We start from the raw sequence: 23039 nt of genomic DNA on the forward strand, positions 1-23039 counted from the left end.
CGGGGTCGCCGTCCCGTCGTCCGGCCGCACGTCGTCGGTCGTGGCCGGCGCCGTGCCGGGCTCGTCGCGCTCCCGGCGGGCGCCGGCGACGCGCGCGCGGGGGCTCGGACGGGCGCCCGCGGCCGGCCGCGGGCGCGGGGTCGGGCGGGCGCGGTTGCCGGAGTTCTCGCTCATGCCCGCGTCACCGCCCCGTGATCCCGGACAGCCGCCACTGGTCGTCCACCTTCTCGAGCTCCACCTGGATGCGGTACTTGACGATCTGCGCCTGCTCGCTGGCGTTGGACTGCTGGCTGGACTGGATGAGCAGCGCGACGGTGGCGCTGTCCTCGTCGGCCGCGGTCACGCCGGCGCCCACCACCTCCGTGCTGACGACGGCCTCCGACTCGACGATCTGCTGCCGGCGGCTCTCGAGCTGCTCGACCGCCTCCTCGCGGAGATCGCCCACGGCGACCCGCCGGATCTGCTCGATGTCGTCGTCGATGGTCAGGTGGTCGAAGGACGTCACGTCCACGACCCCCGACCGCGCGGCCTGCAGCGCGCCGGCGTAGTCGGCGGTGCGGATGTCGGAGGTCCCGGGGCGGGTGGACCACAGGAAGGCGACGGCGGCCAGCAGCAGCACCAGCAGCCCGCCGAGCACCGGCACGAGCGGCAGCGCCGGCCGCGGTCCGCGCGGACCGGGGTGGTCGTTCCCCGTCGGCTCGTCCCCCGCCCCGACGTCGGCGCCGTCCGTGCCGGTCCCGTCGGGGGCGACCGGCGACGGACCGGCGCCGGCCGTGGGACCGTCGTCGACCGTCCGGGTCGTGTCCTCCGCCTCCGGCGGGTGGGCCCGCGCGTCACTCTTCACCCGCGAGGTCCTCCTTGTCGTCGTCGACGTGGCAGTCGGGGACGGCGTGCCGTCGTCCGGGCGGGCGAGCATGCCACGCTCAGCCCTGCACCGTGGCCACCGGGGTGGCGCGCAGCAGTTCGCTCAGCAGATCGGTGATCGGGCTGAGCGGGTTGGGCCCACCGCCGCCGCCGGCGGGAACTCCGCCGCCCGGCTGCGCGGCCCCGCGTCCGCCGTCGCTGCCGATGTTCTGCTCGCCGCGGATGCTCGAGCCGTTCTCGTCGTAGCCGTCCTCGGGCCGCGGGTCCACGCCGTCGAAGACCTGGCAGGACACGGAGTCGGTGTCGACCGCCGCCACCGCCCCCTGGCTCGGCGTCCGGCTCGTCGGCACGTAGCCGGTCACGCAGGAGTGCGGCTGCTGGGTGAGGACCAGGCCGAAGTGCGAGCGCAGCACCCCGTCCTCGTCCCGCCGGACGACCGTGAAGCCACCCGTGACCGCGTCGGGGTAGGTCACCAGCATCTGCTGGATCCCGTCCAGCCGCGGGATCTGGACCTTGTTGAGGATGTCCAGGTTCCGGACGAGGGAACCCAGACCCGGACCGGCGTCCTCCACCAGGCGCTGCAGCGCCTCCCCCGAGGCGGGCGCGCTCACCAGCAGACCCCGCAGCTGCGGGTCCAGCTCGACCAGCGTGTCGGTGAAGAGCCGGAGGTCGGCCGCCCACTGCCGGATGGCCGTACGACTGGCGCGCTGGGTGTCCAGCACCGCCTGGCCGTCGGTGATGAGTTTCAGCGTCTGCGGCAATGATTCCTGCGCGCGGGCCAGCAGCAGGTCGCCGTTGTCGATGAGACGCCCGAGATCGTCACCGGAGCCGGCGAAGGCCCGGCCGAGCTCGTCGACCACGATCCGGAGGCTCTCCGCGTCGATGGACCCGACCAGCTCGTCGATGTTGAGCAGCATCTGCTCGACGGGCACCGGGATGCTGGTCCGCTCCTGCACGATGACCGCGCCGTCCTCGAGGTAGGGCTCCCCCTCGCTGCGTGGGCGCAGGATCACGTACTGCTCCCCCACCGCGCTGCGGGTGGCCACGACCGCATCGGTGTCGGCCGGGATGGGGTCGGTCCCCGGGTCGATGCTGAGCTCGACCCGGACCCCGTCGTCGACCAGTTCCATGTCCGTCACCCGCCCCACGGCGACCCCGCGGTAGGTGACCTCGGCGTTGACGAAGATCCCGCCGGAGTCGTCGAAATCGGCAGCGACCTCGTACCCGCTGCCCAGCAGGAGGCGGTCCAGACCCACGTAGTTGAAGCCGAGGTAGGCCGTTCCCAGGATTGCGACGGTGAGGAAGGCCAACAGTTTGATCTTGGTCGCGCGGGTGATCACCGACCCACCTCCGGAATTGCGGGGAGACCGGCGCGACCGGCCCGATCGACGCTTCCGGGTACCGCGTCGACCACGGTGCCGGGCAAGCCCTCCAGCCCGGACGGTGATGTCGCCGTCGTGGTCGAGCCGCCGCCTCCCCCACCGCCACCGCCGGTACCGGTGTCGCCTTCCACTCCACAGCCGTCACCCACGAGGACGTCGGTCACGGCCAGCTCCCGCAGTGAGCCGTCCTGGTCGACGACGAAGCGGCACAAGATCGTGGTGAGGTCGAGGTCGATGGTGGCGGTCATGTTCGTGAACAGCGCCGTGCCGCCGGACTGCGCCTGCCGGTAGTTCAGCGCCGACAGGGAGCTGTCCGGGAACGGGTAGGTGAGCAGCAGCTCCAGGGAACCGGCCAGGTCCGGCCCCGCGGCGGCCAGCTGGGTGAGCACCGGCTGCAGCAGCTGCAGGTCGGCGACGGTGTTGGCCGCCGACTGCTCGATGACCCTGGTGCCGACGTCGCCCAGCCGGGCCAGACCCTCGAGCATGGAGACCAGCAGGTCGCGCTGCTGGTTGATCACGTCGAGGCCCGGGCCGATGGTGTCGAGCGCGGTCTCGATCGTCGCCGTGCGCTCCGCCAGGGTCGCGGCGAGCGCGTCGGCGTTGTCGAGAGCACGGTTGATCTCCGCCTTCTGCTCGTCGAGGCCACCGATGAACGTGTCGAGCTGCGTGAGCGTCTCCTTGATGGCCGACTCCCGACCCTCCAGCGCGTTCCCGAGTTCCCGGTTGATCGTCTGGAGCTGTGCCAGGCCGCCACCGTTGAGCACCAGGGACATCGCGCCGAGCAGTTCCTCGACCTCGACGTTGCGGTTGGTGCGCTCGAGCGGGATCCGGTCACCGTCGCCGAGGCTGCCCCGCGGCTCCACCTCGCCGCCCGGCGGGGCCAGCTCGACGTACTTCTCCCCCAGCAGCGACGACTGCTGGATGGCCGCCACGGAGTTGGCCGGCAGCTCGACGTCGCCGTTGACGGTGACCGTGACCACCGCGGTCCAGTCCTCGCCGAGCTCGATCTCCTCGACCCGGCCCACGGGGACGTCGGCCACCCGCACACCGGACTGCGGCACCAGGTCCAGCACGTCGAGGAACTCGATCTGCACCGTGTACGGCTCGTCCCCGAGGTCGGCCCCACCGGGGAGACTGAACGAGTAGGCGCCGCGGAAGCCGCAACCGGTCAGCAGGAGCAGCCCGGCGCTGAGCGCCACGAGCCGCCGGGTCCGGGTCATTCCGCAGCCTCCGTCGCGACGGGAACGAAGCCGACCGGCAGTGGCGGTGCGCCGCCACCGCCACCGCCGCCGCCGCCGCCGAAGATCGCCTCCCAGATCTCGTCGCGATCCGCGACGCCGTTGCCGTTGAGGTCGTCCGGGCCGTTGGCGTTGTCGGCATCGCCCGAGAGCAGGCGGGAGCAGATGTCCTGCACGCTGTTACGCAACGGCGCCGTCGGCTCGACCGGCAGCGGCAGCACCTCGAGGTCGACGCGGCCGAGCTGGTAGAGCGCTCCGCAGACGACCACCTCGGGCGTCATGGAGCCGAAACCGTTGTCCCTGGTGTCCAGGGTGCCGTAGTCGGGGTTGTACGCCCGGGCCAGGTTGCCCAGCGCGGCCGGCGCCACGTCGAGCACCTCGGCGAGCGCGTTGCGCTGCTGCACGAGCACGAGGGTGACGTCGGCCAGCCGGTCGACGTTCGTGGTGAGCAGCGCGGTGTTGTCACGCACGAAGCCGGCAACGTCGGCGAGCGCGTCGTTGAGCAGGGTGATCGCCTCCGCAAGGTCCTCCCGCTCAGCGGCCAGCAGGTCGGTCACCGCCGCCATGTTGTCGTTGAACTGGCCTACCTGGGCATCGATGGTGGCCAGCGCGGAGGTGAAGACCTGCAGGTTGTCCAGCGACCCGAACAGGTCCTCGCGGTTCTCCGCCAGTGTCTCCACCGCCTGGGAGAACCCGGTGAGGGTCCGGTTCAGCGCCTCGCCGTTGCCCTCGAGATTGGCCGCACCCACGTCGACGAGGTCCGACAGCGCCCCGTTCGCGTTGGCGCCGGTCGGGCCGAGCGCGGCCGACAGCTCGTCGAGCGCCGCGTAGACGGCGTCGAGCTCCACCGGGATGGCGGTGCGCTCGAGCGACAGCTCGTCGCCGTCCTGCATCTTCGGGCCGCCGTCGTAGACCGGGGCGAACTGCACGTACCGGTCGGACACCAGCGACGGGGCGAGCACCACGGCATCCGCGTCCGCGGGGATCGCGTAGTCGTCGTCGATGCTCATCTCGACGCGGACGCGGTCACCGAGCGGGACGATGTCGTCGATGGTGCCGATCGGGATGCCGAGCACCCGGACGTCCGACCCCGGGTAGAGGCCGACCGTCTCGGTGAAGTACGCCGTCACCCGGTACTGGCCGGCCGGCCGCAGGATCGTCCAGCCCAGCGCGGCGAGCAGCACCAGCGCGGCTGCCAGTGCGATCCCGCGCTGCAGCGTGCCGCTCATCACTGACCTCCCGGGGTGCAGCCGGTGACGGGCGTGGACCCCGCCGGCGTGCAGATGGCTGCGCCGACAACCGTCGGCAGCAGGTCGTTGACGAAGCTGTCGAACCAGCGGCCGTTGCCGAGGGTGTTGGTGAACACCCGGACGAACGGCGCCAGCTCGTTGACCGTCTGGGCCAGCGCTGCCCGGTTGCGCGACAGGATGTCGGTGACCCGCGACAGCTGCTGCAGCGCCGGGGTGAGCGCCTCACGGTTGTCCGCGACCAGCCCCGACAGCTGCCGCGAGAGCTCCTGCGTGCTGGTCAGGATCGAGTCGATGAGCTCCCGCCGCTCCTGCACCTCGGTGAGCAGGGTGTTGGAGTCGAGGATCAGCCGGGTGAACTCGCCGTTGCGATCGGCGAGCACCTGGGTGACGTCCCGCGTCGCTGACAGCAGCTCCCGCAGCTGGGCGTCGCGGGAGGCGATCGTGTCCGACAACCGGGCCAAGCCCTGCAGGGAGGACCGGACCTCCTCCGGCGTCTCGGCGAAGGTCTCCGACAGCACCTCGAAGGATCTCGCCATCTGAGCGGTGTCGATCTCCTGCACCGTGCTGGAGAGGTCCGCGAAGGCCTCGACGACGTCGTAGGGGGACGCGGTGCGCTCCAGCGGGATCGGCTCCTCGGGGTCGAGCTCCCCGGACCCACGGGGCACGAGGGCCACGTACTTCGCCCCGAGCACCGTCTCGATCTTGATGGCGGCCTCCGAGCGGTCCCCGACGAAGGTGTCCTTGATCCGGAACTCGACCATCACTGCGCCGCCCTCCAGGGCCAGGCTCTCCACGCTGCCGACCTTGACGCCGGCGACCCGGACCGGGTCGTCCGCCTGCAATCCGGCGGCCTCGGAGAACTGCGCCCGGTACACGGTGCCGCCGCCGACGAGTGGCAGGGACTGGGCGTTGAAGGCCAGGAACACCAGTACGGCGATCACGGTCAGGCTCACGGCCCCGACGACGACCGGGTTCTTGTCGCGGAAGTTCGCGGAGCGCGCCATCACCCACACCCCTCCGCACCGCTGTCGAACTCGAACTCACGGGCGATGGGCTCCTGGCCCGGAAGCGGTGCCGGCAGGGTGACGGTTCCGCCGGACCGGCACATGAAGAAGTTGAACCAGCTGCCGTTGATGGCCGTCCGGGTCGTCAGGTCCAGCTTGGTCGGTGCCAGCTGGAGGAACTCCTCGACGAGGTCACCGCTGTCGGCGACGTTGCGGGACAGGTCCTCCAGAGCCCGGATGTCAGCGGCCAGCGGCGGTCGGACCTCCTCGAGGAAGCCGCTGGTCGCGACAGCGAGCTGGTCGATCGTCTGCAGCGAGTCGAAGATGGCCTCGCGGTCACCGGCCAGGCCGGTGACGAACTGCTGCAGGCTGACCACCAGGTCGGACAGCTGCTGGTCGCGGGCGGCCACCGTGCTCATGACGGTGGTCAGGTTGTCGATGACGCTGCCGATCACCGCGTCCTTGTCGGCGAGGGACTCGGTCAGCGAGGCGACGTGCGCGAGCAGGCTCTCCATGGTCCCGCCCTCGCCCTGGAACACCTGGATGATCTCGAACGACACCCGGTTGACGTCCTGCGGGGAGAGCGCCTGCAGCAGCGGCTGGAAGCCGCCGAACAGGGTGGTGAGGTCCAGCGCCTCGGTGGTGCGGTCGAGCGGGATGGCCTCGTCCTCCCGCAGCGTCGCGCCGGAGGAACCATCCCCCTCGGTCAGGGCGATGTACCGCTGCCCGACGAGGTTGCGGTAGCGGATGGTCGCCTCGACGCCCGCGGGGAGCGGGACGTCGGCGGTCACCTCGAACCCCACCTCGGCCACCGGCCGGGCGTTCCGGTCGGACTGGTCCGCCACCCCGATGGTCGTCACCTGCCCCACCCGGACCCCGGCGATCCGCACCTCGTCGCCCTCGACGAGCCCGGCGACATCGGTGAACTGCGCCCGGTAGGCCGTCTGATCCCCGTAACCGGCGTTGGTGATCGTCGTGACGAGCACGTAGGCAGCCATCATCGTCACGACCGCGAACACGACCAGCTTGATCAGCGGCGCGGCCAGGCCGCGGAGCTGCCCCTTCATCGGATCACCACGCTCTTCCCCCGCAGGATGGGTGCCAGGCTGGACGCCGACAGGTCGGACACCTCACCGGGCTCTGCCCCGGTCTGGTAGGCCAGCAGGCTCCGGACGAAGTCGAGTTCGGCCAACGAGCCGGCCAGGGTGCCGGGCACCGAGTTGCCACCGGTGGTCCTGCCCGGCGGCGGGTTGCCACCGTCGTCGGGGCCGCCGCGGTAGCAGGCGGGTTCCGGACGCTCCTGGCTCTCCGGCGACTCGACGCCGTCGTTGGGCGGGAACGGGCAGTAGTACTCCCCCGAGGCCGCCTGTGCGATCTCGCCGTCGATGTCGTCGAGGCCGCGGCAGTCCGGCGCGGACATGTCCTGGTAGGCGGGCTGGTCGCCCGGCTGGTATCCGTTGCGCGGCGGCAGCACGACCTGGATGTTGAGGTTCAGGGCCGGATCCCCGTCGGCACCGAAGGTCTCACCGATCCGGGGCACGGACCGGGTCAGTCCCTCGAGCAGGCAGGGGTAGATCGGCGAGTACTCGGCGAAGAGACCGAGGACGGGACGCGAGGTCTCGGCCAGCGAGATCAGGTTCCGCTCGTTGGTCTCGAGGAAGCCGGCGGTGACGTTGGCGGAGCTGGCGCCCACCGTGAACGTGCGGCGCAGCTGCTCCTCCTGGTCGACCACCGTCGTATTGGTGACCGCCAGGTTGTCGAGCACGGCGAGCAGGTCGTCGGCCGCGCCCTCGTAGGTCTCGGCGAAGTCGGCCAGCCCGGAGATGTCGGCCTGCAGCTCCGGCAGCACGGTGCTGATCTCCCCGAAGTACTCGCCGGTGGCGGCAAGGTTCGCGCCGAGCGAGTCGCCGCGCCCGCGCAGTGCGTCGGCGACGGCGCCGAGGGTGTAGGAGAGGTCCTGCGGTTGCACGGCCTGGAGCAGCGGAAGCGTGTCGTCGATGACGCGCTGCAGCTCGATGGCGTTCTCGCTGCGGTCCTGGCCGATGACGTCACCGTCGGCGAGGCGCTCGGCACTCGGCTGCTCGGGGAGCTCGAGGGAGACGAAGCGCTCACCGAAGAGCGTCTTGGGCAGCAGCCGGGCGGTGACGTCGGCCGGGATCTGGTCGAGGTACTCGGGGTTGATGGCCAGCTCGATGGTGGCGCCGTCGACGTCGGCCTCGACCTCACGCACGTCCCCCACGATGACCCCGCGCACCTTGACGTCGGAAGCCTCCTGCAGCTGGTTGCCGGCCGTGTCGACGAGCAGCGTCACCCGCGCCACGTCGGTGAACACCTTCTTGTAGGTGGCCACCGACAGACCCAGCAGCAGCGCCAGCACGACGAGGAAGGCCAGTCCCTGCACCCGGCGCCGGATCACGCGCCCCTTGGCCGTGGACATCAGGCCCTCACCCCGCAATCCGGACGGTCGTCGTCGAGCCCCAGATGGCCAGCGACAGGAACAGGTCGACGATGTTGATGGCCACGATGGAGAAGCGCACCGCCCGGCCGACGGCCATGCCCACGCCCGCCGGCCCACCGCTGGCGCGGTAGCCGTAGTAGCAGTGCGTCAGGATGATGATCACGGCGAAGACGAGCACCTTGAGGAACGACCACAGCACGTCCTGCGGTGGCAGGAACAGGTTGAAGTAGTGGTCGTAGGTCCCGGTCGACTGCCCGTACGCCTGGGTGGCGATGGTCCGGGTGGCGAAGTAGCTCGTCAGGAGCCCCAGCACGTACAGCGGGACGACGGCGATGAAGCCGGCGATGATGCGCGTGGTCACCAGGAACGGCAGCGACGGCACGCCCATGACCTCGAGCGCGTCGATCTCCTCGTTGATCCGCATCGCGCCGATCTGCGCGGTGAACCCGCAGCCGACCGTCGCCGAGAGGGCCAGCCCGGCCACCAGGGGCGCGATCTCGCGGGTGTTGAAGTAGGCGGAGAGGAAGCCGGTGAAGGCGGAGGTGCCGAGCTGGTCCAGGGCGGCGTAGCCCTGGAGCCCGACCTCGGTGCCGGTGAAGAAGGAGAGGAAGGCGATGACGCCGACCGTGCCGCCGATGACCGCGAGCGCGCCGGTGCCGAACGTGACCTCCGCGAGCAGCCGGAACGTCTCCCGCTTGTAGCGGCGCAGGGTGCGCGGCACCCAGCCCAGCGCGCGGCCGTAGAAGCCGAGCTGGTCCCCGAGATCGTCGAGGGTGTCCAGCGGCTTCTGGTAGCCCTTCTTGAGCTTGCGCAGGCCGACCCGGACCCGGTCGGTGGGCGAGAGAAGGGCCATCACTGCCCCTTCGGCGGGACGAGCTGGAAGTACAGGGCGGTGATCACGAAGTTGACCGCGAACAGCAGGAGGAAGGTGATGACGACGGACTGGTTCACCGCGTCGCCGACTCCCTTGGGTCCCCCGCCGGCGTTGAGTCCCTTGTAGGAAGCGACGACGCCTGCGATGAGACCGAAGATCAGCGCTTTGAGCTCGCCGGACCAGAAGTCCTCGACCTGTGCGAGGGCGCTGAACGATGCGAGATAGGCACCTGGCGTGCCACCTTGGAGAACGACGTTGAAGAAGTAGCCGCCCGCGACACCGACGACGCTGACCAGTCCGTTGAGCAGGACCGCGACGAGCATGGAAGCCAGGACCCGGGGGACGACGAGCCGCTGGATCGGGCTGATTCCCAGCACCTCCATGGCATCGATCTCGTCGCGGATCTTGCGGGCACCCAGGTCAGCACAGATGGCCGAGCCGCCGGCTCCGGCGATCAGCAGCGCGGTCACGATCGGGCTGGCCTCGCGGAGCACCGCGAGGACCGACGCGGACCCGGTGAAGGACTGGGCGCCGAGCTGCCGGGTGAGCGATCCCAGCTGGAGCGCGATGATCGCGCCGAACGGGATGGCCACCAGAGCCGTGGGCAGGATCGTGACGCTGGCGACGAACCAGGTCTGCTGGATGAACTCCCGCAGCTGGAAGGGCCGCTTCGGGAGCGCGCGGACCACGTCCAGGGCGAAGGCGAAGAGGTTGCCGCTGACCGCGAGCGGACGGGTCGGGGAGAACTTCCCGTCCAGCAGACCGGGCGCCTTCGGTTCGTCGGTCGCCGTCATCCCTCACCACCCTGCCGGGGAAGGACGGCGGTGGCGGTGGAGCCCGAGGGGCTGGCGTCGGGCTCGGGGGCCCAGTGCCGACCACCGGCACCCCGGGTCGGCTCGAAGGCACCGGAGTCGGCGCGGGTGAGCAGGTCCTCGGGGAGAGACGCGCGGATGGCCTCCTGCGTCCCCTCGTCGAACTCGTGCAGCATGCGGGCGACCCGCTCCTGCCGCCGGCGCTCGGCCTTCCGCTCGGGCAGCCCCTCGGTGGGCGTCAGCTGCGGCGGGACGGCGTCCCCACCGGAGGCGCCCTTGGGGCCGACGCCGTTGTGCGAGTCCCCGCCCCGGGCCTCCAGGGCCGCCATCTCGGCCTCCACCTGGGCGACGTCCTTCTCCTCGCTCATCCCGATCGGACCCTCGCGCCGACCGTTGAGGAACTGCCGGACGACCGGCTCCTGCGACGTGAGCAGCTGCTCGCGGGGGCCGAACATGACCAGGTTGCGGCGGAAGAGCAGCCCCAGGTTGTCCGGAACCGTACGGGCGGTGCCGATGTCGTGGGTGACGATGAGGAAGGTCGCGTCGATCTGGGCGTTGAGGTCGACGATCAGCTGGTTCAGGTAGGCCACGCGGACCGGGTCCAGCCCCGAGTCCGGCTCGTCGAAGAGGATGATCTCGGGGTCGAGCACCAGGGCTCGAGCCAGGCCGGCGCGCTTGCGCATGCCGCCGGAGATCTCGCCGGGCAGCTTCCCCTCGGCGCCCTGGAGACCGACCATCTCCATCTTCTCGAGGACGATCGACCTGACCTCCGACTCGGTCTTCTTCGTGTGCTCCCGCAACGGGAAGGCGATGTTGTCGAAGAGGTTCATCGAGCCGAAGAGGGCGCCGTCCTGGAACAGGACCCCGAACAGCTTCCGGATCTCGTAGAGCTTGTGCTCGCTGGTCGTCACGAGGTCGACGTCGTTGATGACGATCGAGCCCTTCTCGGGCTTGAGCAGGCCGACCAGCGACTTGAGGAACACCGACTTGCCGGTGCCCGAGGGGCCGAGCAGCACCGAGATCTCCCCCGGCGGCAACGTCAGGGTCACGTCGCTCCAGATGTTCTGGCTGCCGAACGACTTGCTCAGCCCCGAGACCTCGACTGCGACGCCCACGTGTCTCCTGCCTCCCGTTCCGGTCGCACCGCCGGTTCCCCGCCCCGCCGCACTGACGGGCCCCGGCAGTGTGCGATAGCTAGATCAACTCCGCCACAGGAACCGATCACCACGCATCACTACTGGTCAGTAACGAACGTGCGGGCGTCAGGTTACGTGTGTCACGCGGTTTACGTGACCCCGGTTACGCCCAGGCGGTCGAAACCACCCGGAAACGCGACAGGGGCCGTCCTCCGTGCGGAGGACGGCCCCTGTGCAGGGGTGGTGCTTCCCCGGCTAGGCCGGGGAGGGGGTCACTTGACGGTGACGGTGGCGCCGGCGCCCTCGAGAGCGGCCTTGGCCTTCTCGGCGGCGTCCTTGGCGACCTTCTCCAGGATCGGCTTCGGGGCGTTGTCGACCAGGTCCTTGGCCTCCTTGAGGCCGAGCGAGGTCAGACCGCGCACCTCCTTGATGACCTGGATCTTCTTGTCGCCGGCAGCCTCGAGGATGACGTCGAACTCGTCCTGCTCCTCGGCGGCGGCAGCGCCACCGTCGCCGCCACCGGCGGCCGGGGCGGCCGCGACGGCGACGGGAGCAGCCGCGGTGACCTCGAAGGTCTCCTCGAACTGCTTCACGAAGTCGGACAGCTCGAGGAGGGTCATCTCCTTGAACGCGTCGAGCAGCTCGGCGCTGGAAAGCTTGGCCATGGTGTCTCCTTCTGGGATCAGTTACCGGCCGCGTCGGCGGCCTGGTCATCGGTGGCCGGGGCGGCCGTCTCGGGGGTGGTGTCAGCAGCAGCGGTGTCGGCGGCGGGAGCCTCGGCGGCCGGAGCGTCGGCGGCCTTCTTCTCCTGCAGCGCGGCGGCCAGGCGGGCGACCTGCGACAGCGGGGCCTGGAACAGCCCGGCAGCCTTGGTCAGGTTGCCCTTCATCGCGCCGGCCAGCTTGGCGAGGAGAACCTCACGGCTCTCGACGTCGGCGAGGCGGGTGACCTCGGCGGCATCGACCGTGCGGCCCTCGACCACGCCGCCCTTGACGACGAGCAGCGGGTTGGCGCGCGCGAAGTCACGGATGGCCTTGGCCGCGTTCACCGGGTCGCCCTCGATGAAGGCGATCGCGGTGGGACCGTTGAGCAGCGGGGCGAGGTCGGAGAATCCGACCTGGTCCGCTGCCCGCTTCGTCAGGGTGTTCTTGACGACGGCGTAGCTGCTGCCCTCACCGAGGGAACGGCGTAGCTGGGTCAGCTGCGCCACGGTCAGCCCGCGGTACTCGGTGAGCACCGCCGCACTCGAGTTCTGGAACCGCTCGGTGATCTCGTCGATCACCGCGGCCTTCGCCTGCGTGGGCATGGGCCTCCTCTCGTCTGTCGGGCGACCACTGGACGCTGCACGACGACGGGCGATCGACGCCCCGGAGACGCAGAACGCCCCGGCGCAGGGCGCACGGGGCGAACATCGGGCGCGCGGTGGCGCCCGGCTGTCGATCCGTCCTCCTGCGCGGGCGCCCGGTGATCCGGGACCTTCGATCGCACGCGGACGTGCGACGACCAGCGGTCTTGGGGGGAACGCGCACCAGGGTACGCCATGTCGACGCGGGGGTGGCGGCCGGCCACCTGAACAGGCGGCGGACGACGGAGGCCCCGCAGCGAACGTCGTCGCTGCGGGGCCTCCGAGGTGGCGCGGGAACCGCTTACGCGGTCGGCTCGTCCACCGTCAGGTTGCGGGTGCGGTTCGGGTCGACCGGGATGCCCGGGCCCATCGTCGTGGAGATGGTGACCTTCTTGACGTACCGGCCCTTGGCCGAGGACGGCTTGGCGCGGAGCACCTCGTCCAGGGCGGCGGCGTAGTTCTCGACCAGCTTGGCCTCGTCGAACGACGTCTTGCCGATCACCAGGTGCAGGTTGGCCTGCTTGTCGACGCGGAAGTTGATCTTCCCGCCCTTGATGTCGTTGACGGCCTTGGTGACGTCGGGGGTGACGGTGCCGGTCTTCGGGTTCGGCATCAGGCCGCGGGGACCGAGGATGCGGGCGATGCGACCGACCTTGGCCATCTGGTCCGGCGTCGCGATCGCGGCGTCGAAGTCCAGGAAACCGCCCTGGATCCGCTCGATCAGGTCGTCGGAGCCCACGACGTCGGCGCCGGCGGCCTCGGCCTCGGCGGCCTTGTCGCCGGTCGCGAAGACGATGACGCGGGCGGTCTTGCCGGTGCCGTGCGGCAGGTTGACCGTGCCGCGGACCATCTGGTCGGCCTTGCGCGGGTCGACGCCCAGGCGCATGGCGACCTCGACGGTGGCGTCGTAGGCGGTCGTCGACGTCTGCTTGGCCAGACCGGCGGCCTGGAGCGGGGTGTAGAGGTTGTCGCGGTCGACCTTCTCGGCCGCGGCGCGGAACTTCTTGCCGTGCTTCGCCATGGTGGTTCCTCTCCCCCGGACGTCGCCGGGGATCGCGTGGTGACCGGGCCAGGCGCGGCCCTCCCACGAGTGCTGGTCGAAGGACCTCGTTCTCCTCACCCCTCGCACGCTCGGGGTGAGCCTCGGAACGAGGCCGTTACTGCCCTCAGCCCTGGACTGTGATGCCCATCGACCGGGCGGTGCCGGCGATGATCTTCTCGGCCTGGTCCAGGTCGTTGGCGTTGAGGTCGGTCATCTTGGTCTGGGCGATCGCGCGGACCTGGTCACGGGTGACCGTGGCGACCTTGGTCTTGTGCGGCTCGCCCGAGCCCTTCTCGACACCGGCGGCCTTGAGCAGCATGCGCGCGGCCGGCGGGGTCTTGGTGATGAAGGTGAAGGACCGGTCCTCGAAGACCGAGATCTCCACCGGGACGACGTCGCCGCGCTGCGACTCGGTCGCCGCGTTGTACGCCTTGCAGAACTCCATGATGTTGACGCCGTGCTGGCCGAGCGCCGGACCCACGGGCGGCGCGGGGGTGGCCGCGCCGGCCTTGATCTGGAGCTTGATGACCGCGGTCAACCGCTTCCTGGGGGGCATGACTTCCTTCTATCTCTGGTCGATCTATCTCTGGTCGATCAGCTGGTGCTCCGAACGCCGTCGAGCGCTCAGATCTTGCTGACCTGGTTGAACGACAGCTCGACGGGCGTCTCGCGGCCGAAGATGGAGACCAGCACCTGCAGCTTCTGCTGCTCGGCGTTGATCTCGTTGATGGTGGCGGGCAGCGTCGCGAACGGGCCGTCCATGACGGTGACCGACTCGCCGACCTCGAAATCGACGACGGTGGCCGCGGCGGCGGCGGCACCGCCGGAGGCCGCGGCCGACTCGGTGGTCCGCGGGGCCTGCGGCGCGGTGGCCGGCACGAGGATCTTGACGACCTCGTCGAGGGTCAGCGGCGAGGGCTTGGAGGTGGCGCCGACGAAACCGGTGACGCCGGGGGTGTTGCGCACCGCGCCCCAGGACTCGTCGTTGAGCTCCATCCGGACCAGCAGGTAGCCCGGCAGGACCTTGCGGTTGACCTGCGAGCGCTTGCCGTTCTTGATCTCGGTGACCTCCTCGGTGGGCACCTCGATCTGGTAGATGTAGTCCTCCACGTCCAGGGACTGGATGCGCGCCTCGAGGTTGGTCTTCACCTTGTTCTCGTAGCCCGCGTAGGAGTGCACGACGTACCAGTCGCCGGGGGCGATCCGCAGCGCCTTCTTCATCGCCTCGGCCGGGTCCTCGTCCTCCTCCGGCTCGGCGTCGGAAGCAGGGGCCGGCGCGGCCAGGGGATCGGCGGCCAGGCTGCCGGGCTCCCCGGTCTCGACCTCGGGGGTCACGTCGGACACCTCGGTGCCGGTCTGCAGGTCCGCGGTGTCGCTGGACCCCTCGGCGGCGCCGGTCTCGCCGGCACCGGTCTCGACGTCGGCGGAGCCGCGCTCGTCGAAACGGGCGTCGTCCAGATCGATGCCTTCGACCGCGTTGTCGGTGTCGAAGGGCTCGCGGGGGTCTGTCACAGAGGTCTCTTCCTTGTTCAGGGGGCGGTGCGGCGCGGGACGGAGGTCAGCCGAAGACGGCGATCACGCCCTGGGAGAAGAGCAGGTCGAGCCCGGCCACCAGCGCAACCATGAAGGCCACGAAGACGATGACCACGGTGGTGTAGGTGATGAGCTCGCGCCGGCCGGGCCAGATGACCTTGCGCAGCTCGGCGACGACCTCGCGGAGGAAGCGCGCGAGCGAGCGACGGGGCCGGTTCTCCTCGGCCCGGGCCCGCTCGGCCGCGGCACGCGAGCGCGTCCCGGAGCCCTCGCGGGCCGGGGGCGTGGCCGCACGGGCGGCCCGCCGGGTGCGAGTGGCCGGCTCGTCGTCCTCGTCCGGGTCGCCGGCGGTGATCCGGCCACGGCCTCGGCCACGGGCCGGCGTGGCCACGACCTTGTCCTCCTCGGACTGCGCCTCGCCGGCGACCTCGTCCTCGGCCGCCTCGAGGGCGCCTGCGTCGTCGACGCCCGGCGCCTCGTGATCGAGCTGCTCGTCGGTGAGCTCTGCGTCGGAGGCGGCGCGCGCGTCGTCCTCGCGGCCCGGCTTCTCGTCGCTCACTGCGCCTCGCTCGCCTCGTCGTGGTGGCCTCTCCCGCGAGGGCCGTCGGTCGGTGCTGCTGGATGCCTGCTGTGGTGCGGTGCTGCGGACGTGCTCGTCGCCGGCGGGCCGGCGGCACGGGCAGGGGTGACAGGACTTGAACCTGCAGCCTGCGGTTTTGGAGACCGCTGCTCTGCCAATTGAGCTACACCCCTGTGCCCTGGGTGGGCCCCGGGACAGCCTGCTCGCCGTGGGCGCGCCCGAACTCCTGGAGAAGATCCGGGGCACGCCGGTGGCGGGGTCAACTGCCCCAGGGTTGCAAGTGTACGGGACGCCCGCGCCCGCCAGCCAACCTCCCGGGCAGCGGGCGGACCGACGGGTCCGCCCGCCGGGCGGGCCGGCGCCCTCCGCCACTGCGGAGGCGGACCGGTGGTCCCGCCAGGACGGCCTGGACCCGGCTCCGTCGCCGTCCACCGGCGACTTTGACACGATGGCCCCATGCCCGCGCACCCGGAGACCGCCGCCTCCGCCCCGGAGTCCGCCGCCCCGTCCACCGAGCTGCCGCCCGCCGGGCGCCGCATCTCCCGTCGCATCGGCTCCATCGCCGAGTCCGCGACCCTCGCCGTGGATGCCAAGGCCAAGGCCCTCAAGGCGGCCGGCAAGCCGGTCATCGGGTTCGGTGCCGGCGAGCCCGACTTCCCGACCCCGGACTACATCGTCGATGCGGCGATCACCGCGGCCCGCACGCCGGCCATGCACCGGTACACCCCGGCCGGTGGCCTGCCCGCGCTGAAGGAGGCCATCGTCGCCAAGACGGCCCGGGACTCCGGGCTGCAGCTCACCCCCGCGCAGGTGCTGGTCACCAACGGGGGCAAGCAGGCGGTGTACGAGGCGTTCGCGACGATGCTCGACCCGGGCGACGAGGTGATCGTGCCCGCGCCGTACTGGACCACCTACCCGGAGGCCATCCGGCTGGCCGGTGGCGTACCGGTGCCCGTGGTCGCGGACGAGCAGAGCGGTTACCTGGTGTCGGCCGCCCAGCTGGAGGCGGCACGCACGCCGCGCACCAAGGCGCTGCTCTTCTGCTCCCCCTCCAACCCGACCGGCGCGGTGTACCCGGCCGAGCAGGTCGAGGAGATCGGCCGCTGGGCCCTCGAGGCGGGCCTGTGGGTGCTGACCGACGAGATCTACGAGCACCTCACCTACGGCGGGGCCGGCGCACCTTCGATGCCGGTGCTGGTCCCCGAGCTCGCCGACCGCTGCGTGGTGGTGAACGGCGTGGCCAAGACCTACGCCATGACCGGCTGGCGGGTGGGCTGGATCGCCGGGCCCGCGGACGTGGTGAAGGCCGCGACCAACCTGCAGTCGCACGCGACGTCGAACGTCGCGAACGTCTCCCAGGCCGCGGCGATCGCCGCCCTGACCGGCGACCTCTCGGCCGTCGGGGTCATGCGCGAGGCCTTCGACCGGCGCCGGACGACGATCGTGTCGATGCTCCGGGAGATCCCCGGCATCGCCTGCCCCGAACCGCAGGGTGCCTTCTACGTCTACCCCTCGGTGAAGGGTCTGCTCGGCCGGTCCATCGGAGGGCGCACCGCGCAGACCAGCGCGGAGCTGGCCGAGCTGATCCTGGAGCAGGCGGAGGTCGCGGTCGTCCCCGGCGAGGCTTTCGGCACCCCGGGCTACGTCCGGATGTCCTACGCCCTGGGCGACGACGACCTCGTCGAGGGCGTCACGCGGATGCAGCGGCTGCTGACCTCCGCCGGCTGACGCGGGGCATGCCCCGGCTTCAGCGGGGGAGGTCGTCCTCGTCCAGCGCCCCCGCGCGGACGAGGACGTCGACCGCCGCGGGCAGGGCGGCGAGGGCCGCGCCGACGTCCTCCGGGGTGGCGATCGACCAGGCCGTCGCATCGAGGTAGCAGCGGACGGCCGCATCGAACGCCTCGGCGCCGGCGGCCTCCCGCGCCGCCAGCAGTGCGGCGCCACCCTTGCCGTACACGGTGCGCACGTACGGGCCGTCGCCGTCGAAGCCGTCCATGGCCGCGCCGACCGCGCCATCGCTCCCCAGCAGCGCGTCCAGCACCTGCGCCGGTGGAGGTCCGGGGACCGCCTCCGCCCAGGTCGCGAACGCCTCGTCCAGCCACGGGTCGCGGAACTGGGAGTTGCCGACCATCCCGTAGAACCACATGTGCGCGACCTCGTGGACGAGGACCTCGCGGCTGGGCGTCGCCTGCAGGATGAAGCTCGGGTACTCGATCCCGCCGCCGTAGTCGGGCAGCAGCGCCACCGTCAGCGTCCCGTACGGGAACGGGCCGAGGAACTCCTCCAGCTCGGCGATGGCGGTGATCGTGTCGTCGAGCAGCTGCGCGGGCTCGAGGTCGCCCCCGGCCAGGGCCCCCGCGCGGACCAGCACTCCCCCGGTGGTCTCGCGCTCCGCCGTCCCGAAGAGGCCGGCGGCGACGGCGACGTCCCGGGCGACCGGCTCCGTCGACCGCCAGGTGCGACGCCCCTGCCGCGGCTCGGAGGGCGGCACCTGCCTGCCGCTCATCAGCACGGTGAGGGCCTCGGGTGCGGACACGGTGACCGTGGTGTCCGCGGCGGGGCTCACGGCGGTCTCACCGGTCAGCCCGACGAAGGGGTCGCGGGCCCACTCCTCCCCCGGCTCCCAGGCCAGCAGGGGTGCGCCGCTGGCCCACCACGTGATGCCTTCCGTGACGCCGAACCGCTCGAACCCGCCCGCGCCGACGGTGAGCGTGAAGTCCAGCCGCACCTCGGTGGACTCCCCGGCGTCCAGCTCCTCGGACAGGCGCACCACGTACAGCCCGCCGGGCGCCGCCCCTCCGGCGTCCTCGTACGCGCCGTCGTCGACGTCGCTGCCGCTGACCCGGTCGACGGTGAGCCGGTGACCCGCCGGTGCCGATTCGGGGGCGTTGGGCACGAGCCGGAACACCAGCTCGTCGGTGGGGACGTCGGGGGTGAAGACGACGGTCTCGCTGCCGGTCACCGTGCGCAGGTCGTCGGAGAGCCGGAAGACGTAGTCGATCGCGGGGCGGGCCGGATCCGGCGCGGCCCGCTCGGCCGGGCAGACGGTCGGGTCGGGCACCGCCGGAGGCGCGGGAGCCGTCGTGGGCGCCGCCGCGCCGGGGTCCGGGGTGGCGTCGGCGAAGGAGGTGCAGCCGGCCAGCAGCAGGACGGCGACGAGCGCGCCCAGGGGCCGGCCCCCGGTCACGAGATGCGGACCACCGCACGGGCCAGCGAGAGGACCTTCTCGCCGTCGCTGGTGACGGTGAGGTCGACCCGCGCCCGGCCGTCGTCGAGCAGGGCGGCGACCTTGCCGCGGACGGTGACCTCCGCGCCCGCGTCGTCGTCCGGAACGACGACGGGGCGGCCGAACCGGACCTGGAACTCGACGAGGGCGGAGGGGTCTCCCGTCCAGCCGGTGACGGCCCGCCCGGCCAGCGCCATCGTGAACATGCCGTGGGCGATGACGCCGGGGAAGCCGACCGCGGACGCCACCCGCTCGTTCCAGTGGATGGGGTTGAAGTCGCCGGAGGCGCCGGCGTAGCGGACGAGGTCCGCGCGGCTGACGCGGACCACCAGCTCCGGCAGCTCGGTGCCGACCTCGACGGGCCCGGTCATGCGGCACCCCGTGCGACGAGCATCGACGTCGCGGTGCACACGGCCTCGCCGTCCTCGGTGGCAAGTTCCACGCGGGCGGTCAGCAGGTCGTTGCCGGCGACGGTCCGGGCGGCGTCGATCGTGGTCGTCGCGACCAGCCGGTCACCGGCCCGGATCGGACGGTGGTGGGTGAACTTCTGCTCGCCGTGGACGACCCGGCTGTAGTCCAGGCCGACCTCGGGGTCGCTCAGCACGACGAAGGCCGCCCCGAGGCTGACCACGATGGCGAAGGTGGGCGGCGCGATGACGTCGGCGTGGCCCGCCGCGCGGGCGGCCTCGGCGTCGCGGTGGACCGGGTCGTCGGCCCCGATCGCGGTGGCGAACTCGGCGATCTTCGCGCGACCGACCTCGTAGACGGCAGAGGGCGGGTAGCTGCGCCCGACCAGTTCCCGGTCCAGCGTCATGCTCCCGCCCTCGCTCGGCTGCCGCGGACCGTCAGCGGGTCTCGCGGTGCAGCGTGTGCTTGCGCTCGCGGGGGCAATACTTCTTCAGCTCGAGCCGGTCGGGGTCGTTCCGCCGGTTCTTGCGGGTGATGTAGTTGCGGTTCTTGCACTCCTGGCAGGCCAGGGTGATCTTCGGACGGACGTCGGTGGCTGCCACGTGAGTGCTCCTAGCCTTGTGGGACAGGCCCGGGACCGGGACCTGCTGCCGCGCCGGCGGGTGTCGACACGACGACGGACCCGAGCATGCCGGGTCCGTCGGGAGTAGCGGTGACCGGACTTGAACCGGTGACACAGCGATTATGAGCCGCTTGCTCTACCAGGCTGAGCTACACCGCCGGGACGACCGTGCGGCCCGGTCTCGCGACAGGACCGGCCGGTCAGCTTACTGCCAGAGCCCCTTTACGGAATCGAACCGTAGACCTTCTCCTTACCATGGAGACGCTCTGCCGACTGAGCTAAAGGGGCGTTGTTCCGAGCCGTCGAGAACTCTACATGATGCGTTCGGCACCCCTGCAATGACCCGCCGCGGGCCCCCGCACGGTGGACGCGGGACCTCCCTCAGGTCCGGACGAACAGGCGCCGGTGGGTGGCGCCCGGCGCTGCCGACCGCACGCCCGTGCGGGCGAGCAGCCACTTCTCCAGCCGGTCCTCCGGCAGCGGGCGGCTGATCAGGAAGCCCTGCAGCTTGTCGCAGCCCATGGCCATCAGCTGGTTGCGGGTCATCTCGTCCTCGACACCCTCGGCCACCACGCAGAGGCCCAGGTTGTGCGCCAGCTCGATGATCGAGCGCGCGATGAAGGCCTCCCCCTGACCGGTGGCCATGGTGAGCACGAAGGACTTGTCGATCTTGACCTCGTCGATCGGGAGCTGCCGCAGCTGGGACAGCGAGGAGTAACCGGTGCCGAAGTCGTCCATCGACAGCCGCAGACCCAGGTCGTGCAGGTCCTCGAGGACCAGGCTCTCGCGCACGGCGTCGTCGACCACGCTGCTCTCGGTCAGTTCGAGAACGAGCAGCTCGCCAGGGACGCCGTGGCGGTCCAGCGCACCCTTGATCCGCTGCACCAGGTCCACGTCGGCGAGGGACCGCGCGGAGACGTTCACGGCCACCGACAGGGCGATGCCCTGGTCGAGCCAGCGGCGGCAGCGGGCCAGCGCGAGGTCCAGCACGTGGTCGGTGACCGCTCCGATCCGCCCGATCTGCTCGGCCAGGCCGATGACGTCCTCGGGCGGGACCGCGCCGTAGCGGGGGTGGGTCCAGCGGACCAGCGTCTCCACGGAGACGATGTCGGAGGTCTTGGCGTCGATGACCGGCTGGAAGACCACGCCGATCCGGCCGTCGGCCATGGCCTGCTCCAGCTCGGTGCCGAGCTGGAGACGGCGCAGGCTCTGCTGGTCCATGACCGGGTGGTAGCTGGCCACTCCGCCGGAGGTCCCCGCGGCGAGCAGAGCGACGTCGGCCCGCTGCATGAGGGTGCCGGCGTCGGCGCCGTGCACGGGCGCGGCGACCACGCCGATGGTGAGCGACACCTCGAGGTCGAGCCCGGCCACGCGGACCCGTGTGGCGGCCGCCTCGCGCAACCTGCGGGCGGCCCGCTCGGTGGCGGCCAGGGACAGCCCGGGGAGCAGCACCGCGAACTGCTCCCGCTCCATGCGGGCGAGCAGGGCCCGCGGCGGGGCGTGCTCCCGCAGCAGCCCGGCGGTGACCAGCAGGAGCTCGTCGCTGGCGGCGTGCCCGAGCGTGTCGGTGACGTCGGCGTAGGTGCCGAGGGAGGCGAGGATGAGGCCGGCGCGACCGCCGCCGGAACCGTCGGACAGGAGCGCGTCGACCTCGGCGGCGAGGCGCTGCCGGTTCGGCAGCCCGGTGAGCCGGTCGTGGTCGGCGTCGTAGCGGATCCGGGTGAGCAGCTGCTGCTGCCGGATCGCGGCGTTGACGTGGGTGAGCATCGAGTCCAGCGCGCCGCGCTCGCTGCTGCTGAAGGTGACCAGGTCGCTGCGGCGGTCGCAGACCTCGAGGTACCCCGGCTCACCGGCCGCGGTGGTGACCGGTGCGCCCAGCAGGTCCGACACCCCCCGGCGGGCCAGCGCGGCAGCCTCCGCGGCGTCGGCGCGGCTCGCCGCCACGTGCACGACGCCACCGGACGAGCCCACCGCCCTGCGGCGCAGCACGTCGTCGGGATCGCCCGGCCCGTCGTACCAGTGGGCCCCGTCCTCGGTGGCGACGACGAGACGAGGCTCCTCGTCCAGGTAGGGCGGCAGCCACAGCGCCACGCGCTCGGCGTTCAGGAGTTCGCGGACCGCCTGCACGATCTGGCGGGTGCCGGCCTCGTCGGGCCGGACCTCCTCCACGCGGCGGGCGAACTCGTAGACCTGCTCCAGGGACTGGCCCTCCCGCGTGACCGAGGCGAACCGGCGGTACAGCAGGACGAGAGCCACTGCGAGCGGCGCGATGATCACCCAGGACCAGGGGGCGGCGTGGAGGAGCAGCAGGATCGCCAGCCCGATCAGCACGGCGACCGGCGAGACGACGACGACGGGGGTGAAGAGGCTCGCCCAGATGGGGCGGCCCGGATAGCCCTCGGTCAGGGTGATCGCCGCGGCGACGAAGCACGCGGCCACCGCGTTGGCCGCGAAGACCGCGACGAGGCAGGCGACCCAGGTCAGCACGGAGGCGATGTCACCGCCCGGCAGCCATCCCAGGATCACGACGGCGACGCCGGCCTCGAGCACCGCGACCGCGGTGTTGAAGAGCACCTTGGGGGCAGGCAGCCGCTGGACCATCAGGACTAGCGCGACCGCCGCCGCGCGGGTGACAGCCGTCCACGCCCCGCCGAGTTCCAGGAGGGCGATGACGAAGGCGAGCTCGCTGGCGGAACTGTGGAAGCTCTGCCGTCGGAACTCGACGTGGACGTTGACCCATTCGGCGACCACGGCCGCGAAGAACACGGCCGCCAGGACGCGCGCATCGACCGCCGACGGGCCGCCGACCAGCACCATGACACCGACTGGCAAGCCGAACGAGAGGCCGAGCAGCGCGACGAGCCAGGGGCTACGCGCCGCGCGCCCCTTGTCCGGCTCGCGAACGTGCTGCTCAGCCACCTGCAAGCGAACTCCCCGGGTCGTCGGGCGGGCGAAGGCTAGCAGCGAGATCCCTCACTGCACCCTCTTCGGATCCCGGAGCGGACCCGACCAGGGAGAGAATCGGCACGTCCCGCCGGCGACATGAGCCGGGGCAGCCGTTGCGCCGAACGAGTGCCCCGTACGAGGTAACCCTGAATAGGGAGGCTCTCAGGCCTGGCGGGTCCACTTCACGCCGCGGGTCCACTTCACGCCACGCGTCCACTTGACACCGCGGGCGGCCTGCCCGTCTCGCTGCATGCTGCTGTTCATGACGTCTCCCTCTGGGCGCGACTGATTGGCTTACGGCAGCCATCCACGCGCGGGG

Annotated in this window: 22 protein-coding genes and 3 tRNA genes; 1 reads left to right on the forward strand and 24 read right to left on the reverse strand. The window is 71.5% G+C overall.

Translation table 11 applies throughout. The features are described 5' to 3' along the window. Positions 1-181 precede the first annotated feature (181 nt). The 17 genes from C5507_RS18870 to C5507_RS18950 all read right to left on the reverse strand — a co-directional run bounded on the left by C5507_RS18870 (position 182) and on the right by C5507_RS18950 (position 15691). Entirely contained in the window at positions 182-844 is a 663-nt protein-coding gene (locus C5507_RS18870; protein WP_104530051.1) for a hypothetical protein, read from the reverse strand. A gap of 79 nt (positions 845-923) precedes the next feature. Beyond that, a complete protein-coding gene (locus C5507_RS18875; RefSeq protein ID WP_158657649.1) occupies positions 924-2204 on the reverse strand; it encodes an MlaD family protein in 1281 nt (426 codons plus the stop codon). Next, positions 2201-3466: an MCE family protein gene (locus tag C5507_RS18880; protein ID WP_104530053.1), complete on the reverse strand. Its 1266-nt coding sequence runs from the start codon at positions 3464-3466 to the stop codon at positions 2201-2203. Before C5507_RS18880 ends, C5507_RS18875 begins: the two co-directional genes overlap by 4 nt. Beyond that, positions 3463-4713 (reverse strand): MCE family protein, encoded by a 1251-nt coding sequence (locus C5507_RS18885; protein WP_104530054.1) that lies wholly within the window; start codon positions 4711-4713, stop codon positions 3463-3465. The genes C5507_RS18880 and C5507_RS18885 overlap by 4 nt, the downstream gene beginning before the upstream one ends. Next, positions 4713-5738 (reverse strand): MCE family protein, encoded by a 1026-nt coding sequence (locus C5507_RS18890; protein ID WP_104530082.1) that lies wholly within the window; start codon positions 5736-5738, stop codon positions 4713-4715. The genes C5507_RS18885 and C5507_RS18890 overlap by 1 nt, the downstream gene beginning before the upstream one ends. After that, entirely contained in the window at positions 5738-6805 is a 1068-nt protein-coding gene (locus C5507_RS18895) for an MCE family protein (protein ID WP_104530055.1), read from the reverse strand. Before C5507_RS18895 ends, C5507_RS18890 begins: the two co-directional genes overlap by 1 nt. After that, positions 6802-8175: an MCE family protein gene (locus tag C5507_RS18900; protein ID WP_104530056.1), complete on the reverse strand. Its 1374-nt coding sequence runs from the start codon at positions 8173-8175 to the stop codon at positions 6802-6804. The genes C5507_RS18895 and C5507_RS18900 overlap by 4 nt, the downstream gene beginning before the upstream one ends. 7 nt (positions 8176-8182) lie before the next feature. Next, positions 8183-9049: an MlaE family ABC transporter permease gene (locus tag C5507_RS18905; RefSeq protein ID WP_242611171.1), complete on the reverse strand. Its 867-nt coding sequence runs from the start codon at positions 9047-9049 to the stop codon at positions 8183-8185. Further along, positions 9049-9864 carry an MlaE family ABC transporter permease gene (locus C5507_RS18910; protein WP_242611172.1) on the reverse strand — a complete coding sequence of 272 codons (816 nt, stop codon included), beginning with the start codon at positions 9862-9864 and terminating at the stop codon, positions 9049-9051. Before C5507_RS18910 ends, C5507_RS18905 begins: the two co-directional genes overlap by 1 nt. Further along, positions 9861-10997, reverse strand: a complete 1137-nt coding sequence (locus tag C5507_RS18915) for an ABC transporter ATP-binding protein (RefSeq protein WP_104530057.1) — start codon at positions 10995-10997, stop codon at positions 9861-9863. The genes C5507_RS18910 and C5507_RS18915 overlap by 4 nt, the downstream gene beginning before the upstream one ends. 293 nt (positions 10998-11290) lie before the next feature. Beyond that, entirely contained in the window at positions 11291-11683 is a 393-nt protein-coding gene (gene rplL / locus C5507_RS18920; protein ID WP_104530058.1) for a 50S ribosomal protein L7/L12, read from the reverse strand. Positions 11684-11700: 17 nt separating this feature from the next. Then, positions 11701-12324, reverse strand: a complete 624-nt coding sequence (gene rplJ, locus C5507_RS18925) for a 50S ribosomal protein L10 (RefSeq protein WP_104530059.1) — start codon at positions 12322-12324, stop codon at positions 11701-11703. Positions 12325-12664: 340 nt separating this feature from the next. Then, positions 12665-13384: a 50S ribosomal protein L1 gene (rplA, locus tag C5507_RS18930; protein ID WP_104530060.1), complete on the reverse strand. Its 720-nt coding sequence runs from the start codon at positions 13382-13384 to the stop codon at positions 12665-12667. Positions 13385-13529: 145 nt separating this feature from the next. Next, positions 13530-13961 carry a 50S ribosomal protein L11 gene (gene rplK / locus C5507_RS18935; RefSeq protein ID WP_104530061.1) on the reverse strand — a complete coding sequence of 144 codons (432 nt, stop codon included), beginning with the start codon at positions 13959-13961 and terminating at the stop codon, positions 13530-13532. 68 nt (positions 13962-14029) lie between these two features. Beyond that, positions 14030-14917, reverse strand: coding sequence for a transcription termination/antitermination protein NusG (gene nusG / locus C5507_RS18940; protein WP_207225846.1), 888 nt, complete (start codon positions 14915-14917; stop codon positions 14030-14032). 46 nt (positions 14918-14963) lie between these two features. Further along, positions 14964-15497 carry a preprotein translocase subunit SecE gene (secE, locus tag C5507_RS18945; protein ID WP_104530062.1) on the reverse strand — a complete coding sequence of 178 codons (534 nt, stop codon included), beginning with the start codon at positions 15495-15497 and terminating at the stop codon, positions 14964-14966. 121 nt (positions 15498-15618) lie between these two features. Further along, positions 15619-15691 (reverse strand) — tRNA-Trp (locus C5507_RS18950). 283 nt (positions 15692-15974) lie between these two features. Here C5507_RS18950 and C5507_RS18955 point away from each other — a divergent pair. Then, a complete protein-coding gene (locus tag C5507_RS18955) occupies positions 15975-17246 on the forward strand; it encodes a pyridoxal phosphate-dependent aminotransferase (RefSeq protein ID WP_211295535.1) in 1272 nt (423 codons plus the stop codon). A 19-nt stretch (positions 17247-17265) separates the two neighbouring features. On the opposite strand, the gene C5507_RS18960 is transcribed toward C5507_RS18955, so the two are convergent. The 7 genes from C5507_RS18960 to C5507_RS18990 all read right to left on the reverse strand — a co-directional run bounded on the left by C5507_RS18960 (position 17266) and on the right by C5507_RS18990 (position 22693). Next, positions 17266-18705: a M1 family aminopeptidase gene (locus C5507_RS18960; protein WP_104530063.1), complete on the reverse strand. Its 1440-nt coding sequence runs from the start codon at positions 18703-18705 to the stop codon at positions 17266-17268. Continuing rightward, entirely contained in the window at positions 18702-19115 is a 414-nt protein-coding gene (locus C5507_RS18965) for a MaoC family dehydratase (RefSeq protein WP_104530064.1), read from the reverse strand. The genes C5507_RS18960 and C5507_RS18965 overlap by 4 nt, the downstream gene beginning before the upstream one ends. Next, positions 19112-19558 (reverse strand): FAS1-like dehydratase domain-containing protein, encoded by a 447-nt coding sequence (locus C5507_RS18970; RefSeq protein WP_104530065.1) that lies wholly within the window; start codon positions 19556-19558, stop codon positions 19112-19114. Before C5507_RS18970 ends, C5507_RS18965 begins: the two co-directional genes overlap by 4 nt. A 31-nt stretch (positions 19559-19589) precedes the next feature. Further along, positions 19590-19754 carry a 50S ribosomal protein L33 gene (gene rpmG / locus C5507_RS18975; protein ID WP_014378026.1) on the reverse strand — a complete coding sequence of 55 codons (165 nt, stop codon included), beginning with the start codon at positions 19752-19754 and terminating at the stop codon, positions 19590-19592. 105 nt (positions 19755-19859) lie between these two features. Next, positions 19860-19933, reverse strand: a tRNA-Met gene (locus C5507_RS18980). Between the two features lie 56 nt (positions 19934-19989). Further along, a tRNA-Thr gene (locus C5507_RS18985) sits at positions 19990-20062 on the reverse strand. Between the two features lie 93 nt (positions 20063-20155). After that, complete coding sequence (locus tag C5507_RS18990; RefSeq protein WP_242611173.1) at positions 20156-22693, reverse strand: putative bifunctional diguanylate cyclase/phosphodiesterase; 2538 nt, start codon at positions 22691-22693, stop codon at positions 20156-20158. Between the last annotated feature and the right edge of the window lie 346 nt (positions 22694-23039).

Source organism: Blastococcus saxobsidens (assembly GCF_002938435.1).
Taxonomy (GTDB): domain Bacteria; phylum Actinomycetota; class Actinomycetes; order Mycobacteriales; family Geodermatophilaceae; genus Blastococcus; species Blastococcus saxobsidens.